The sequence below is a fragment of the Candidatus Chloroploca mongolica genome (assembly GCF_004762035.2).
Classification (GTDB): Bacteria; Chloroflexota; Chloroflexia; order Chloroflexales; family Chloroflexaceae; genus Chloroploca; species Chloroploca mongolica.
This window is the reverse complement of record NZ_SIJK02000001.1, coordinates 253,348-269,731: the sequence shown is the minus strand read 5'-3', so window position 1 is coordinate 269,731 and position 16,384 is coordinate 253,348. Positions and strand designations below refer to the sequence as shown.

The 16,384-nt window shown below is 59.0% G+C and carries 13 protein-coding genes; 6 read left to right on the top strand and 7 right to left on the bottom strand.

All coding sequences use genetic code 11. The features are described from left to right. Positions 1-113 precede the first annotated feature (113 nt). Positions 114-620: a CIA30 family protein gene (locus EYB53_RS01260; RefSeq protein ID WP_205712550.1), complete on the top strand. Its 507-nt coding sequence runs from the start codon at positions 114-116 to the stop codon at positions 618-620. A 75-nt stretch (positions 621-695) separates the two neighbouring features. On the opposite strand, the gene EYB53_RS01255 is transcribed toward EYB53_RS01260, so the two are convergent. Continuing rightward, positions 696-1,157, bottom strand: a complete 462-nt coding sequence (locus tag EYB53_RS01255) for a hypothetical protein (protein WP_135475889.1) — start codon at positions 1,155-1,157, stop codon at positions 696-698. Positions 1,158-1,539: 382 nt separating this feature from the next. Between EYB53_RS01255 and EYB53_RS01250 the strand changes: the two genes are divergently transcribed. The 3 genes from EYB53_RS01250 (at position 1,540) to EYB53_RS01240 (ending at position 5,740) form a co-directional block, all read left to right on the top strand. Further along, positions 1,540-2,799: a lycopene cyclase family protein gene (locus EYB53_RS01250; protein ID WP_135475887.1), complete on the top strand. Its 1,260-nt coding sequence runs from the start codon at positions 1,540-1,542 to the stop codon at positions 2,797-2,799. A gap of 462 nt (positions 2,800-3,261) precedes the next feature. Further along, complete coding sequence (gene rho / locus EYB53_RS01245) at positions 3,262-4,509, top strand: transcription termination factor Rho (protein ID WP_135475885.1); 1,248 nt, start codon at positions 3,262-3,264, stop codon at positions 4,507-4,509. A gap of 28 nt (positions 4,510-4,537) precedes the next feature. Then, entirely contained in the window at positions 4,538-5,740 is a 1,203-nt protein-coding gene (locus EYB53_RS01240; protein ID WP_135475883.1) for a lycopene cyclase family protein, read from the top strand. 68 nt (positions 5,741-5,808) lie between these two features. On the opposite strand, the gene EYB53_RS01235 is transcribed toward EYB53_RS01240, so the two are convergent. Then, complete coding sequence (locus EYB53_RS01235; RefSeq protein ID WP_135475881.1) at positions 5,809-7,290, bottom strand: ComEC/Rec2 family competence protein; 1,482 nt, start codon at positions 7,288-7,290, stop codon at positions 5,809-5,811. A gap of 183 nt (positions 7,291-7,473) precedes the next feature. Between EYB53_RS01235 and EYB53_RS01230 the strand changes: the two genes are divergently transcribed. Then, positions 7,474-7,980: a DUF8738 domain-containing protein gene (locus tag EYB53_RS01230; protein WP_135475879.1), complete on the top strand. Its 507-nt coding sequence runs from the start codon at positions 7,474-7,476 to the stop codon at positions 7,978-7,980. Between the two features lie 106 nt (positions 7,981-8,086). Then, positions 8,087-8,842: an SIMPL domain-containing protein gene (locus EYB53_RS01225; protein ID WP_135475877.1), complete on the top strand. Its 756-nt coding sequence runs from the start codon at positions 8,087-8,089 to the stop codon at positions 8,840-8,842. 144 nt (positions 8,843-8,986) lie between these two features. Here EYB53_RS01225 and ssnA read toward each other — a convergent pair whose 3' ends face one another. The 5 genes from ssnA to EYB53_RS01200 form a co-directional block, all read right to left on the bottom strand. Then, positions 8,987-10,324 (bottom strand): putative aminohydrolase SsnA, encoded by a 1,338-nt coding sequence (gene ssnA / locus EYB53_RS01220; protein WP_135475875.1) that lies wholly within the window; start codon positions 10,322-10,324, stop codon positions 8,987-8,989. Positions 10,325-10,431: 107 nt separating this feature from the next. After that, positions 10,432-13,167, bottom strand: coding sequence for a molybdopterin-dependent oxidoreductase (locus EYB53_RS01215; protein WP_135475873.1), 2,736 nt, complete (start codon positions 13,165-13,167; stop codon positions 10,432-10,434). A 431-nt stretch (positions 13,168-13,598) separates the two neighbouring features. Next, on the bottom strand, positions 13,599-13,928 hold the full coding sequence (locus EYB53_RS01210) for a hypothetical protein (protein ID WP_135475870.1): 330 nt from the start codon (positions 13,926-13,928) through the stop codon (positions 13,599-13,601). Further along, the gene (locus EYB53_RS01205; protein ID WP_135475868.1) at positions 13,925-15,196 is read right to left on the bottom strand and encodes a 4Fe-4S binding protein; all 1,272 of its coding nucleotides are present in this window, start codon (positions 15,194-15,196) and stop codon (positions 13,925-13,927) included. The genes EYB53_RS01210 and EYB53_RS01205 overlap by 4 nt, the downstream gene beginning before the upstream one ends. Before the next feature lie 267 nt (positions 15,197-15,463). Beyond that, entirely contained in the window at positions 15,464-16,372 is a 909-nt protein-coding gene (locus tag EYB53_RS01200; protein ID WP_135475866.1) for a dihydroorotate dehydrogenase, read from the bottom strand. Positions 16,373-16,384: the final 12 nt, after the last annotated feature.

Below are 16,384 nucleotides of genomic sequence, written 5' to 3'. Positions count from 1 at the left end.
GCGCGTGCTTCGGCCCACCCAGCGCGTGCTTCGGCCCATCCAGCGCGTGCTTCGGCCCATCCAGCGCACTGTTGATCTATAATGGGGCAGTAGCACAACAAAGGAGGAAGCTCTTGCCACCAACCCCCTACCTCATCAGCGACCTGCACGATCCGGCGGCCCCCGGTCAATGGCGCGGGTTTAGTGATCGCGTCATGGGCGGCATCTCGCGGGAAGAGGTCACCGTTGATACCATCGAAGGGCAGCGCTGTCTCCGCTTACGCGGCGAAGTTCGCCTCGAAAACCAGGGTGGCTTTGTGCAGATGGCACTGCCATTGGAGACTGCTGATGGCCCGCTCGATGCGCAGGCATATACGGGCATACGCCTGAGCGTCTGGGGTAACGGCGAAACCTACCGGGTTCACCTGCGCACCAGTGCCTGCCGTCGGCCACAGCAATTCTACTGGGCCGAGTTTCGCGCCGTCGCAGAGTGGCACCTGGTGGACCTGCCCTTCGCCGCCTTTGCCCCCAAATGGCTCGAAGCGCCCCTCAACCCCGGCGCCCTGACCCGCCTCGGCATCGTCGCCTACGGGCGTCAGTTTCATGCCGACATCGCCATCGCACGCGTCGCATTGTGGTAGGGATGCTTGCTCTCATACCCCCCATCATTTTTGCTGAAAAAGCCAGCTTTGCTGGCTTTTTCAGCAAAAGAAAGCCTACCCTAGGGCACGCTCGAGTAATGCGGCACGGGCAGGGCTATAACCCCCACTCTCGCGCCAGAAGATCGTGCCCTCGCGGTTAACCAGCAAGAGCGTAATTGACGCTGTTGACTTGATCTGCAGCGCCGAACGAACCCGGTTGACGTCGGTATAGACCGTCAGTGTACGATCACGGACGGCGGCATTGGCAATCGTGGAAGCCATGCCCCCGTCAATAAAGGGACGGGCAAGGTTATAAAAGTTGCTAATAATCGGCAACTCATAGACACGCAAATCAGGGTAAGCGGCCATTTGCTGCTCAAGATAAGGAAACCAGGAATCGACCTGTACCTGATGCCAACGCTGAAAAGCAACTAGCGCCAGGTTGCGCTCGCCCCCAAAACCCGCAGGCAGGGTGAGCGTTCGCCCATTCAGATTACGAGCCTCGACAATGGGAAAGCTTGCATTATTCAAGGTCATTTTTCTCTCCATTCTGTCCCATATCTTTATTGTACCCTGCTTTCGCCTGTTCTGTGTAGGGGTTTTACCTGTTCTCTGTAGGCAGGGCGATTGCATCTTCCGTGTATGCACCCCGCCAAGGCACCCGCAAGGGCACCCGCAAGGGGTGCCCGTACCGGGGCGAGGCCGAATCCGGTGTACGGGCACCCCTTGCGGGTGCCCCGTTACGCCTTTGCGCCTTTGCGCCTTTGCGTCAAAAAAAACACCTTATTTGCAAGGTATTGCGTCTAAGACGACTCACCTGGTCAATAATCAGCCCTGAGACTCAAGGCATAGAGGGGTGCCGATGTAGTATCATGGCCTTGCGGCGATCAGAGCAGAACGTGTGAGGAGCGTTACGCCTATGACGCACTATGATGTCATTATTGCGGGCGGTGGAGCGGCCGGGTTGAGCCTCGCGTATCAGTTGATCAATAGTCCCTTACGTGACTACTCGATCCTGGTGATTGATAAGGGCAACAAGCAGCGCAATGACCGTACCTGGGCCTTTTGGACTGACCAACCCACCCCGTTTGAACCGATTGTCTATCGGTCGTGGGAACAGTTGCATCTGGCTGATGACGAACGTGGTCAGGTTCTTGACCTGGACAACTATCGCTATCAGATGATCCGCGGCATCGATTTTTATCAGTTTGTTCATGCCGCCTTGCAGGCTTGCCCGCATGTGACCTTGTTGCAAGGCAATGTCGAGCAGATCATTGATGGCCCCCGGGTTGCACAGGTCATTGTTGGCGATCAGACCTACACCGGCACATGGGTTTTTGATAGCATTTTCCGCCCGAATGAACGTCTGAATGATGAGCGCTACCAGTACCTCCAGCTCCATTTCAAGGGCTGGGAGATCGAGACGGCGACCGATGTCTTTCGGCCCGAAGCAGCAACATTGATGGACTTCCGCACCCCACAGGCGGGTGAAACGCGTTTCTTCTACGTCTTGCCCTTCTCGCCGCGTCGTGCGCTTGTCGAATTCACCGTCTTCTCTGATCAGCGCTTTAGCAACCAGGCGTATGCGGATGCCTTGCATGAATACCTCGCGCATGTTCTGGACGTCACGGCCTACCAGATTGTCGCTGAAGAACAGGGTGTCATTCCCGCAACCGATCAGCCCTTCCCACGGCGCATTGGTGAACGCGTGATGACCATTGGTACCAAAGGTGGGCGAGTCAAGCCGACAACCGGGTATGCCTTTGTGCGCATTCAGCAAGATACTGCCGCGATGATCCAGTCCCTCATCTACTATGGGCATCCCTTTGATGTACCTGAAGATGCCCGCCGCTATCGCATCCTCGATACCATTATGCTCGAAATGATGGATCACTATGGTGAAGAACTTAAACCAGTCTTTACCAGTATGTTCGAGCGTAATCCGATTCAACGGATCTTGCGTTTCCTGGATGAAGAAGCTACCCCGCTCGAAAATCTTCAATTGATTGCAACCATGCCGCCCTGGCAATTTATTCAGGTCGCGTTTCAATGGCAATGGACTCATAACAAACCCTTGCATCCCTTTGCCCGGCTGATTCAACCCCCGCATGATCCCCATCCCGAACACTATGATGCCGAAGGCGATGGGTGGTTACATAACGCAGTGCGGATGTTTTAAGTGACGAATTCGTCACTTAAAACATCCGCACTGCGTTACGCAAAAGATACAACAACCCAACATCCTATTGCGCAATGTGCATACCTATGCTATACTATCCCGAGAAATCAGACTGCCCGATGCTTGTTCTGTCTATACACTGGGAAAATCCTGGTAAACTGGCAGCCTCGATTGTCCCCCATTGGTTCCCTTATTCCCTTGGCTCTTTTGTGCAATCAGATAACCTCTGTAGCTGGTTACGTGTATGTGTAGAGCCATACTACGGCTCTTGAGCCTTTGTGTCTCCACTCTGTTCGCTGGGGTCTATCGCCCCTGCGCCTCTGGCGCACCCGCAGGTGACGCGGCGCGCTCTCACGCCACGGTGCCTGTGCGTTTCTTCGTGTGTGGTGCGACATCCTCGCCCGATCTTCTTCCCGCCAAATCTATGTGATGCATGTGACCAACCCCAAGGAGAGCACGATCGTGAACGTTGGTGAATTAGAGCTGAAAACGCTGCATGATCTGCGCGAAATGGCTCGCAAGCTTGATATTACAGGCTATAGCGGTCTTAAAAAGCAGGATCTTATCTTCAAGTTGCTCCAGGCTCAGTCAGAAGAGCAGGGCAATACGTTTAGTGATGGTATTCTTGATGTTGTGTCCGATGGCTTTGGCTTTCTGCGTGGCGAACGGATGCTGCCTGGCGCGGATGATGTCTATGTCTCGCAATCGCAGATTCGGCGCTTTGGGCTGCGTACCGGCGATCGCATCTGGGGCCAGATTCGCCCTCCCAAAGAGAGCGAGCGCTTCTATTCGCTCCTCCGGGTTGAATTGATCAATGGCGTTGATCCCGAAACAGCGCGCAAACGCCCCCTGTTTGATCAGTTGACCCCCATCTTCCCCAATCAGCAGATGAAGCTTGAAACCGAGCCGAATCTGTTGCATACACGCCTGGTTGACCTGATTGCCCCGATTGGGCGCGGTCAACGTGGCTTGATTGTGTCACCCCCCAAAGCTGGCAAGACGATGCTGCTCAAGGCGATCGCCAATGGCATTTCAACCAATTATGCCGATTGCCATTTGATGGTGCTGCTTATCGGTGAACGCCCCGAAGAGGTGACTGATATGCGTCGCTCGGTCAAGGGCGATGTGATCTCTTCGACGTTTGATGAGCCTGTTGAAGATCATACCAAGGTCGCCGAGATGACCCTCGAACGGGCAAAACGCCTGGTGGAAGGCGGCCAGGATGTCGTGATCTTGATGGACTCGATTACGCGCCTCGCCCGAGCCTATAACCTCGATATGCCCCCCAGTGGCCGCACCCTCTCTGGCGGCATCGATCCCGTCGCCCTCTATCCGCCCAAACGCTTCTTTGGGGCCGCACGTAATATCGAAGACGGCGGCTCGCTGACGATTATTGCCACCTGCCTGGTCGATACCGGTAGTCGCATGGACGATGTGATCTACGAAGAGTTTAAAGGCACCGGCAATATGGAGCTGCACCTTGACCGCAAGCTCGCCGAGAAACGGATTTTCCCCGCGCTCGATATTCAGCGCTCGAGTACCCGCCGCGAAGAATTGTTGCTGCCGCCCGATGCGCTCCGCCAGGTCTGGACGCTCCGCCGGATGGTAAGTATGCTCGGTGATAACGAAGGCACTGAGTTGATGCTGACCCGGATGTCCAAAACCAAGACGAATATCGAATTTCTTGCTACACTAAGTAAAGGCGGATAAGACATCATGCTGAAATGAGGCTTCTTCTGTGCAACGTTTTGACTCTATTATCGCTGGCGGTGGTGCGTCAGGCCTGAGCCTGGCGTATCACCTTGGTAAAGCAGGTTTGCATAATCACCGTATCCTTCTGGTTGATCGCGAGGTCAAGGTTCGCAATGACCGTACCTGGTGCTTCTGGGAGGTGGGGGACGGCGCCTTTGAGCCGGTGGTGTTCCGAAGTTGGGAACATCTCTGGTTTCATAGTGAGACGCATTCGCAGCGTCTCGCCATTGGACCGTATCGCTACAAGATGATCCAGGGGCTCGATTTTTATCAGTTCCTCGAGCAGTGGCTGCAAACCCAGCCACAGATTACGCGTCTTCACGGGTCGGTGGATCGCATTGAAGATCAGCCCGATGGCGTGACCGTCTGGGTTGACGGCCAGGCTTATCACGGAAACTGGGCGTTCAATAGCGTGATGCGCCCGCAACCCCAACTACCCGGTTATACCTATTGGCTTCAGCATTTCAAGGGGTGGGTCATTCGGACGCCTGCGCCGGCTTTTGAGCCAGCAGCGCCAACGTTTATGGATTTCCGTGTACCGCAAGAGCACGATGTGCGCTTTGTCTATGTGCTGCCCTTTGATCCCTATACGGCCCTGGTTGAGTTTACCTATTTTTCGCCTACGCTGGTGCCGCAAGAGGAGTATGACCGCCAACTCAAACACTATATCAGCGAACGCCTTGGCTTGACGAGTTATGCGATTGAGCATTGCGAATTCGGGGTTATTCCGATGAGTGATGCGCCCCTGGTGCGCCGCCCTAGCCCCCATGTGCTCAATATTGGCACCGCCGGAGGGCAAACCAAGGCTTCGACCGGGTATACCTTCCAACGGATCCAACGCCAGTCTGCTCGCATCGCCGCGAGCATGGCCTTGACGGGGCAGCCTTTCTATCGCGAACGCGCCTGGAATCGCCATGCGGCGATGGATAGTGTCTTGCTCAAGGTGCTTGATACCGGGCGTGAGCGCGGGGCCGATTTCTTTAGCCAGCTCTTCTCGCGGAATGATCCTTGCCATGTGCTCCGTTTTCTCGATGAAGAGACGATGCTGCTCGAAGATGTAATCTTGATGGGTACGGTCAATGTGCCCGCGTTTCTGGCTACAGCAATTGAGTTACTTGGGATCCGCCTCCGCGATCATTTCATTGATCCGTTGCGTCGCGGCGATGGCCCGTATCCCGTTCCGGATTAGGCGCGCATCTGCTTCGCGTGTCAACACGAAAGGCCAGCATTGCTGGCCTTTCGTGTTGCTAAACCCGCTCAAGGCACGCTCCTTCGGCGCCGCATCCAGCCTATAAGAATGATCCCATAGGAGCCGAGCACGATCCAGAGCGGAAAGGGCGGAATCTGGGTCGCCGCCCACGCGGGCATGGCAAGTATCCGTGCTCCTTCGGTCAACCACGCAACCGGGAGCCACGCGATCGGGCCGAGGAATTGCCCCAGGGGGAGCCAGATCAATCCGGCGAGCAGGGCCAGGGTGCATGCAGCCATCGCATACGGCACGATCGGCACCAGCAGAATGTTGGCGAGCGGGGCGACGAGGCTCAGGTTGCCAAATTGGTAGAGGATCAAGGGTAAGGTCAGTACCTGTGCCGCCATGGTGGCCGTGAAGGCTTCGCTGAGCGGGGCGAAGACCGCCCATCTAAAGGGACGGTGACGGGCGAGCCGCTGTTCGATGGGGCGGGCAAACGCAAATAGACTCGCCGTCGCCAGCGCCGAGAGTTGAAAGCCAACATCCCAGAGGGCATGCGGGTCGGCGATGGTAAGCAAACCACACCCGCCCGCCAGCAGGTGCCACGGTTCGCGCTCACGATCCGCCGCCCGCCCAATTGCCGCCAGGCTTGCCATAACTGCGGCTCGTAAGACCGCCGCTGAGGCACCGGTAAAAAAGGCGTAGATCCACATGACGCTCAGGGCGAGACCGAGGGCTGATCCGCGCCCCAGACGGAGCCGTGTGGCGACGCCTGCAAGCAACGTGGCAACAATCGTGAAGTTCCAGCCCGAGACGACGAGAATGTGGCTGGTGCCGGTCACCGAAAAGGTGGTGTAGGTCTCGTCCGGGATGCTCGATTGAATGCCTAGCAGAATGCCGACCCCGATGGCCGCCTGCGGTTCAGGGAGCATGCGGATCATCAACTGGCGGCAATGCTCGCGAAATTGCAGCAGCATCCGCAGTGGGGGCAATCCTGCGTCACCCTCGAGCACGGTAAGCTTCGCTGGCTGGTTGAGGATCGCAAAGATGCCCCGGTGCGCTAGATAGGCGCGGTAATCGAAGCTTCCTGGACGTTCGGCAGGCCGCGGTTGTTGCAAGGCTCCAGTGACGAGCAGGCGCTGTCCATAGCGGTAAGCTGGATACGGTGCCACCGTAAGTTGCACCAGGCCCTGGGCCCGGCGGGCCTGGTCTCCTACGCGGACTGCCTCTATCTGCAAGACAAGCCGTTGACCATCATCGCTGCGCCGCGGATCAGCGGCAACCCAGCCGATCATTGTCTGCTCACCACGGCCAATCAGCATCGCAACATGATCCGCCCCAGGGGGAGGGATCGCGGTCTGGTAGCGAAGCCCGCCCAGGCTCCCCACGAGTGCCAGTAGTGCCATCAGGCGTAGGTTCGGCTGCCGGCGAAACAGACCTACACCGAGCAACGCGCCCCCCGCAATGCTCCACATCAACACGAGTGATGGGGTTAGGATGTCAGCAATAACAATGCCTAACAACCAGGCTATCACAAGGCGGATCAGCATAACACCTCTTTCTAGCGCCCGACTGATCTACCGCTGGTGGTGGCAAAAAGATACGTTGAGGAAGCCTTCATTCGCGAAAAAAAGTCAGCGTAGCTGACTTTTTTTCGCGAATGAAGGCGGAACGAATCGCGGTGGCACAACGTCCTACCCTATGAAGAGAAGCATAGGAAAGGGAGGTCTGCTATGCGTTTATCTGGTCTGATAATTATCGCCCTGTTTGTGCTCACGGCATGTGGGAGTCTCGATGCCGGTACAGCACCGGGCGTGCCAACAATAGTTGCGCCTGAACCAGCGACAGGTACACCCATCCCTGAGGCCCTGCCTGTCCCCGAGGCAACGCTTCCACCACAACCACGCGCAACGCCAGTGCCTATCCCACCAACGGCCCCGCCGGTGACGGGTGAGGCCCCCGCCGAGTTGCTGGAACGCTTGCTGGCCGATGTGATCGCCCGAACAGGTGCCGAGCGCGAGGCGATTGTTGTTGTCCGCGACGAGGCTGTTGTCTGGTCGGATGGCTCACTGGGCTGCCCCGAGCCAGGCATGATGTATACCCAGGCCCTCGTTGAGGGCTACCATGTTGTTTTTGATGTAGCCGGTGTTTTCTACGATTACCGCGTCGATAGCCGAGATGCCTTCCGGCTCTGTGAAAATGCCGTCGGCGAACCACCAACCGTTGCGCCGACCCGGTAGGGGCACGGTGGCGCCGGTAGGGGCACGGCGGTGCCGTGCCCCTACCACCGTGCGGGCACGGCGCCGCCGTGCCCCAGGAATTTCAAATAGAAGAGGAGAAACAATCATGCAAACACGTTCAACAACCCTGATCGGGGTTTTACTCGGGGCCGTGCTGGTGTTGGCCCTTGCCGGGGGTGCCTTTGCCGCGATGAGTCTGCAACAACCAACCCCAGCCCAGGCGCAAGCAGGGGTTGCCGGGATGCGCCAGATTACGGTGATTGGCAATGGCGAAGTCCGGGTGGCCCCCGATATGGCGACCGTCCAGATTGGGGTCGAAACAAGTGCCCCAACAACCCAGGAGGCCTTGGCGCAGAATACGGCGCAGGCCCAGGCGATCATCGATCAGATGAAGCAGCTTGGCATTGACGACAAAGATCTGCAGACGAGCGGCTTCTCGATTTCACCAACCTATGATACCAATGGCCGTGCGGTGACAGGGTATCAAGTCAGCAACATGGTGATGGTGACGATCCGCGATCTCGATAATGCCGGCACGCTGCTCGATCAGGTTGTGCAGTCAGGGGCCAATCGGATCTACGGGATCAATTTTGGCCTGAGCGATCTCAAGACGGCCCAGGCCCAGGCTCGCGATGCCGCCATCCTTGATGGGCGCGACCGGGCTGATCAGATGGCGCGTACCAGCGGTGCAACCCTCGGAACGGTGCTGGTTATCACCGAAAACGTCGGCTCGGCCTCGCCCTTCCCAATGCTCGACATGGCGATGAGTGCCCGCGGCGAAGCTCTTGGTGCTCCAGTCCCGGTGCAACCCGGCGAGCAGGTGATCACGGCGCAGGTGCAGTTGACGTATGAATTGCGTTAAAGGCTTGTCTATTTGACGCAAAGGCGCAAAGGTTTTCGCGTAGGTGAGCGAACCCTTCGCGTCTTCGCGCCTTCGCGTGAGCTTATTTGAAAAGTAGTGCGCCCAGGCCAGCTATGCTGGCCTGAGCGCACACAACGCTCACTGTTATAGGGACGCGACCCGATCCCAGATCGCTGGGGCAAGATGTTGGGCATGGGCGGCAATGGCAATTTCGTCCAGCGTGAGGATTTCGCGGTCACGCATCAGCATCTGGCCGCCACAGATCGTGTGTGTCACCTGGCTACCGTCAAGGCCAAAGACGATCTGCCACGGGTAGTTGCCACTGGTGAGCGGTGTATAGGGGTAGTAGTCGAGCAGGATTAGATCGGCGGCGGCCCCCGGTGCCAGCACCCCGACCGCCTGCGGGAAGAAACGCGAGGCAATGCGAGCGTTGGTTGCCACAGCCATATTCAGCAGGCGATCCCCTGGCAAGGTGCGCGGATCGCCACTACTGGCGCGGTGCAGCAGGTAGGCGGCGTGGATTTCGGTGAACATGTTGTTCGTGAAGCCATCGTTGCCAAGCCCGACCGTTAACCCCATTGCGAGCATCTGCTCGATGGCGGCGGTGCCAACGGCGTTATTCATATTGCTCCGCGGCTGATGGCTCAGCATTGTGCCGGTAGCCTGCAACAATTCGAGTTCGCCCTGGTCAACGTGGATGGCGTGCGCAGCCAATGTCTTTGGCCCAAGCAAGCCATAGTCATCGAGGCGGGCGGCGACCCGTTTGCCACAACGCGCCAGGCTGTCGGCCTGATCCGCCGGGTCTTCTCCGAGATGAATATGCACACACGCCTCAAGCTCGTGTGCTGCCTCGGCACAACGGGTGAGCGTTTCCTCATCCAGGGTAAACGAAGCGTGCAAACCCAGGGCGGCCCCAAGCTTTGGATCGGGCCGCTCACGCAAGCGGCGCAGAAACCGCACATTCTCGGCCAACCCGGCGACACTTCCCTCTGGTCCATTGCGATCAGTCACCTCATAACAGAGCGCCACCCGCAGCCCCGACGCTGTCACCGCGTCAGCAAGCGCATCCAGCGAACCATCAATCGCCGACGGGCTGGCGTGGTGATCGATCAGCGTCGTTGTCCCGTGGCGGATCGCATCGACCAGACCAACGAGCGCACTATACTGGCAATCTTCGAGCGTCAACGCCCGATCCAGCTTCCACCAGAGCTGTGCAAGCACCTGCATAAAATTGGCCGGGGCTGGCCCTGGAATCGCCATACCGCGCGCAAACGCCCCATAAAAATGGGTATGCGCACAGATCATCCCCGGCATCACCAGCTTGCCATGGGCATCAAGCCGCTCAACCGCAGGATAGGCCGCCTCAAGCTCGGCCATCGAGCCAACCGCCACGATCCGATCCTCTTCATAATAGACCGCACCAACAGGAATCACCCGCTGATCGGCATCACATGTCACGACGGTCGCGTTTGTAATGAGCATATGCTTGTTCCTTTTTACCCTCGACTCGGAGTGCCGACGTCAGTCGGCACTCCGAGTCGAGGGTAATGCGTTGCGCCTTTGCGCCTTTGCGCCAACACGGGGCAACCTTATGTGCAAGGTGTTGCCTCTAAGGCTGCTTTCAGCCAAGCTTTGTGCGCAGGCAGGCTGTAGCAGCGGATGCCAGTGGCTTTGTAGATGGCGTTGATGATCGCTGGTGCCGTTGGGATCGAGTTGAGTTCGCCGACGCCTTTGGCGCCATACGGGCCTTCCTGCGTTTCGTCTTCAACAAAGAAGAGGGTGACCGCAGGGGTCTGGTTGATCTGGGGGAGTTTGCATTTGTGCAGGGTGTCGGTTTTGACCTGGCCTTCTTCCATAACGAAGTCCTCTTGCAAGGCCATGCCCAACCCCATCGAGATGCTGCCTTCGATCTGGCCTTGCAAGCCCAATGGGTTGATCGCACGCCCAACGTCGCTGGCCGCAATGACGTCCAGAACCCTGGTTTCGCCGGTTTTGATGTCAACTTCAACAAGCACGGCCTGGGCGGCGAAGCCAAAGGCGACATGCTGGTACTGGGCGACCTTTGGGGCGACGTATTGATAGCCGACTTTGGGGGTGCGCCCTTCGTGCCGGGCCACGCGCACGACTTCGCTCAGTGGGGCGCTGTTTGTGCCACTCCGTACGCATCCTTCGGCAAAGATCAGGCTGTCAGGGGCGGCATCAAGCATTTCGGCGGCAGTCCCGCGCAACAGGGTGCGTAGTTCTTGACAAGCGTGACGCACCGCATTGCCCGTCACGTAGGTCTGGCGCGAGGCGGTGGTCGCCTGGCCGTCGGGGGTCAAGTCGGTATCGGCGAGCAGTACCTCGATCTGGTTATACGGCACGCCAAGTTCTTCGGCGGTGATCTGGGCCAGCACGGTTGGCAAGCCCTGTCCGATTTCCGCTGCGCCCGCCCGCACAATGGCGCGTCCGTCGGCAAAGAGTTCAACTTCGGCGCCGGCGGCATCGTAGGCGCCGCTGCCATAGCCGGTGTTCTTGTAGGCACAAGCAAAGCCCCACGCGCGCCGTTTGTCACCGTCGCTTGCTATGACAGGTCGCTGCGCTACCTCAGCGGCGACGAGTTCCAGGCATTCACCGAGGCCGCAGCTTTCGGTGAGCACCTGGCCGGCCAGGGTCTGTTTGCCATAGGCTAGGATGTTTTTGCGCCTGATGTCAAGTGGTGCGAGACCGAGTTCTTCCGCCAGCACATCGAGTTGACACTCCATCGCAAAGCCGCTCTGCGTGACCCCAAAGCCCCGAAATGCCCCTGAGGGCACGTTGTTGGTGTACATCGCATAGGTATTGACGCGTGCATGCGCGACTTCGTAGGGGCCGGCGGCGTGCGTCGTGGCGCGCAGCATCACGTGCCCGCTGAGGCTCGCGTAGGCGCCGCCATCGCCATAGATCTCAACCTCGTGCGCCACCAGGGTGCCGTCACGTTTCGCCCCGGTCTTCATCCTGATGATCGTGGCGTGGCGTTTGGGATGCACTCGCAATGACTCTTCCCGGCTAAAGACCATTTTTACTGGGCGACCGGTGGCCTGTGCGCCCAGCGCCGCCAGGATCTGTACCGAGACGTCCTCTTTGCCGCCGAAGGCCCCGCCGATCAGACAATTGACCACGCGGATGCGTTCTTCGGGAAGATTGAGCGTCGCCGCGATCTGTTTGCGATCGTTGAAGGGGATCTGCCCACCACAGTAGACAGTGATGCGCCCATTGGCGTCGGGCACCGCCAGGCCCGCCTCGGGCTCGATAAAAGCGTGCTCAACGGTCTGGGTGCGATATTCGCGCTCGATGATGACATCGGCGGCGACAAAGCCGGCCTCGACATCGCCGAGTTCAAGGTTGTAGTGCGCCAGGAAATTGCCTTGCTCGCGGCCCTCATGGATCAGCGGTGCGCCGGGGGCGGCGGCCTCTTTGGGGCCAGTGACAAGCGGCAAGGGTTCATAGGTCACGCTGATCAAACCAAGGGCAGCGTCGGCGAGCGCCTCGCTCTCGGCGATCACCAACGCGACGGCATCGCCAACATAGCGCACTTTGTCGTAACAGAGCACCGGCCAGTCGATCTCGTGAACCCCGCAGTCTTTGCGCCCTGGGATATCGTCGGCAGTCAAAACGGCCACGACCCCGGGCAGGTTGCGGGCAGCAGTTGGATCGATCTTCACGATCCGCGCATGGGCTTCGCTACTCCGCAGCGTTTTCGCATGCAACATGCCCTCGACAAAAAGATCGGCAGCATAGCGGCCAGTGCCATCCACTTTCGCTTCACCATCAGGGCGTGGCACATACTGGCTGACCACCTGCAACGGTGCTTTGACGGGGGGCGGCGGCGGCAATGGCTGCCCCGCGACTTGCTGCACGGCACGAATAATCGCGTTGTAGCCCGTGCAACGGCAGATGTTCCAGCGATGCGCCGCGTAGATCTCCTCGAGGGTTGGATCAGGCTTCTGTGCGAGCAGTGCTATACTTGACATAACAAAGCCAGGAGTACAGAAACCGCACTGGGTCGCCCCCTGGTCAAGATAGGCTTGCTGCACGGGGTGGAGGCTGCCATCAGGCTGACGCACCCCCTCAATCGTCGTAATCGTTGCGTTGTCAGCACGTCTCATCGGCACCAGACACGAGCGTACCGGCTCGCCATCTTTCAGCACCATGCAACTGCCACAATGCCCGGTCGAACAGCCATCTTTGGTTCCCGTCAGATGCAGCTGCTCACGGAGCACCTGCATCAACGTGGTTTTAGGTGTGACGGTGACCTCACAGGGGCGACCATTGACGATCAGGGTATAGGTTGTCGCTGGATCCATCGCTTGCTCCTCGCTTTCGCACCCTGGGAGCGCGGGCGGGACGCCCGCGCTCCCAGGAATGTCACAAAACCCTTTGCGCCCTACGTAGTGCCGACTTTAGTCGGCTGAGGCCGACTAAAGTCGGCACTACAACGGTCACGCTCAAAGGCGCTTTCTGAAACCTTGTCTTTGCGTAAAATCATGAGGGAATTTCGTTCACAGGCTCCTCATTAGTGTGTAACCTACGTTTCTTGATCCCAACGGGAGCTTCGACAGGCTCAGCTTCCGTCCGTTCGCAACGCCCATCGTCCGCCGTTGGCTGAGCTTGTCGAACGTTGGCTGAGCTTGTCGAACGTTGGCTGAGCTTGTCGAAGCCACTACCGAGAGCAGAAAACTTTCGTTGGCTGAGCTTGTCGAAGCCAATCCCGAGAGTAGAAAACTTTTGTTACACACTACTCATTTTGCAACGCTGCCGCAGAAAAGGCGTGAAACCCTGCGCTATCAAAGGTTCCGTGGCCTTCGATGTTGATGGGATGGACGCCGTCGGCGAGGAAGGTGGAGAGGCTGAGGGTGCCGGTGAGCAGGCGTCCGTCATCAGTGGCAAGGCGTACCCGGCGCGGGGCGGCGCCAAGCGCTTCGCGCAGCGCCTCAACGGGTGTCTCAGGCTCAAAGCAGCCGCCCCAACCAGCGGGATCGGCCCAGATTACGGCGATGCCAGTGGCAAGCAACGTGTCATCCTCTTCGGCAAACAGATCGGCAGGAGTGCGCAGCGAAAGGGTCATACCTGTCTCCCCGTGGTTTCAATGGCATGGCCAGCGCCACCGCGTCCGGCTTCCACCGACGTTCCAAACAGCGGATGCAGCACCCCACTCTGGGTCACCTGCGGCATCAATAGCGCATCGGTTGGGCAGCGCGTCACACAGAGGCCACAGCCAAAACAGCGCTCAGGGTTGAATTCGGCAAGTTTATCAACCATATAGATAGCATCATAATGACAGCTACGTTCACAGAGCTTACAGCCAATGCACTCCTCCTCTTGGTAGAGCACAGGCACGCTCTGGCGATGGGCAACGAGGGTGCGCCAGCGCTTCACCCCGAGGCCCACAATGGCTTGCACCGAGGCATAGCCTCGTTGATCAAGCCAGGCCTCTACGCCAGCGGCGAGGCTGCCATAGATGTTTGGCCCGCGCTGGAGGGCGGCGGTGCAGACTTGCACGGCACTGGCTCCGGCCATCAGCATTTCAACCGCATCTTCGGGGCGATTGACGCCACCACAGCCGATGATAGGAAGCGAGACGGCGCGGGCAAGATCAAAGATGCAACGCAAAGCCAGCGGCTTGAGCGCCTGCCCCGACAACCAACCCATCCCGTCCCCAGTCAGCACCGGCTCGGCGGTCTCAATATCAATGCTCATACATGGGCCAAAGGCATTGACCGCGACAATGGCATCAGCCCCTGCTTCTTCACATGCCCGTGCCACCGCCACCAGTTCGTTGCCAAGGATCGGGAGTTTGACGAAGAGGGGGAGCGGGGCCAGGCGTTTTGCCATACGGATCGTCTCAAAGAGCATCTCGGGGCTGCGGCTCAGATAATCGGCGGGTTGATGCGCGGCGGCATAGGCTGCCGTAGCCGGATCGGTCATCAGATCGCCCGAGGTGCGTGCATAGTGGAGTGACAGCTCAAGCGCATCGGCAAACCGAGCAACCTTCGGGGTCAGCGTGGCGATTTCGGCGGTAGTATACCCAATGTTGATGATAAGCGGAATGCCAGCCGCGTGCGCCGCCGCACGGGCCTCGCCGTAATCACGGTCGATCCAGCGTTCAACGGGGTGGGCTGACCAGAGTTGATTATTGAGCATCCCGCCGCGCACCTCGCGATAGGGCGTCAACGCGGGGGCTGGCAACGTCGAAACGGTATGGGTCACCAACCCGCCGGCACCACCCTCGGCAGCAGCCCGCAACAGTGTCCCATCGGCCACATTCGGCCCCGAACCGGGCATAATCGGCGTGCGAAAGGTGAGTCCGCAGAGTTCAACAGAAAGATCGGCCATAGCCTGGCTCCTCCACAATGTCAGGGCTATCGCCCTCAAACGTATTCTTGGTGAGAGCGACAGCCCTCACCCCCACTGCTTCGCTAGTAAGCAAGCCAGCAAAGGAACGATGACGGTTTCCGGTCTTGCGCCGCCCTGTGGGTGTGTTCGAGGGCGGGACGCCCTCGCTCCCGGGAATGCCAGCACACGTCGTTCACAGACGCCAGACATTGCGCCTTTGCGCCTTTGCGTCTTTGCGTCACATCATCAGCACACGTCGTTCACACCCTACGGAACAGTTTTTTTAATCGCCAGGCCGCGAATAGCATGAGGTGATGGATAGCCGTGCTGGTCAAGCCAGTCGCCAAGCTGGCTCGCAATTTTGCCATAGACGGTCGAGCCACGGATGATCGCGGCGGTACAGACCTGCACGAGACTCGCGCCGGCCATCAGGAATTCGACTGCGTCCTCACCACGATTGATCCCACCAACACCGATGATGGGCAGGTCAACCGCTTGCGCAATGTCATAGACACAGCGCACCGACAGAGGCTTGATCGCTGGGCCCGAGAGCCAGCCATAGCCATCGCTGCCCCCCAACAAGGGGTAGCCTGTCTCGATATCGAGCCCGAAGGCCGGGCCAAGCGAATTGGTCGCCACAATCGCGTCGGCCCCGGCGTCCTGCGCTGCCCGTGCGGCCGCCCGCATCTCGCGCCCAAGTGGGCTCATCTTCACAAAAACAGGGACATCAAGGGCTGCTTTGGCGGCGGCAATCGCCTGGATCATCGGCGTCGCATCCTCGCCGAGATAGTGGGTCGAAAGCTCAACCGCGTCGGCCCAGGGGCGCACCAGCGGCGCAAGCTGGGCGATCTCCTCGCCACTATAGCCGAGGCTCAGGATCAAGGGAATCCCGGCCTCGTCGGCGGCGCGACGGGCCACTGCGTATTCATAGGAGAGCCAGCGTTCGGGGGGCATTTCCGACCAGAGTTCGGTATTGAGCATACTGCCGCGTACTTCGGCCATATGCGGCATTGGCACGGGGGCCGCATCAACCGAGATCGTCTTGGCAACGAGCCCGCCGGCGCCACCGTGCGCCGCTTCGGTCAGCATGCGCCCATCGCGCACATTTGGCCCTGCCGCTGGCAAGACCGGATTGCGAAAGCGGAGGCCGCAGACTTCGACGGTAAGATCGGCCATAACGAGATCCCT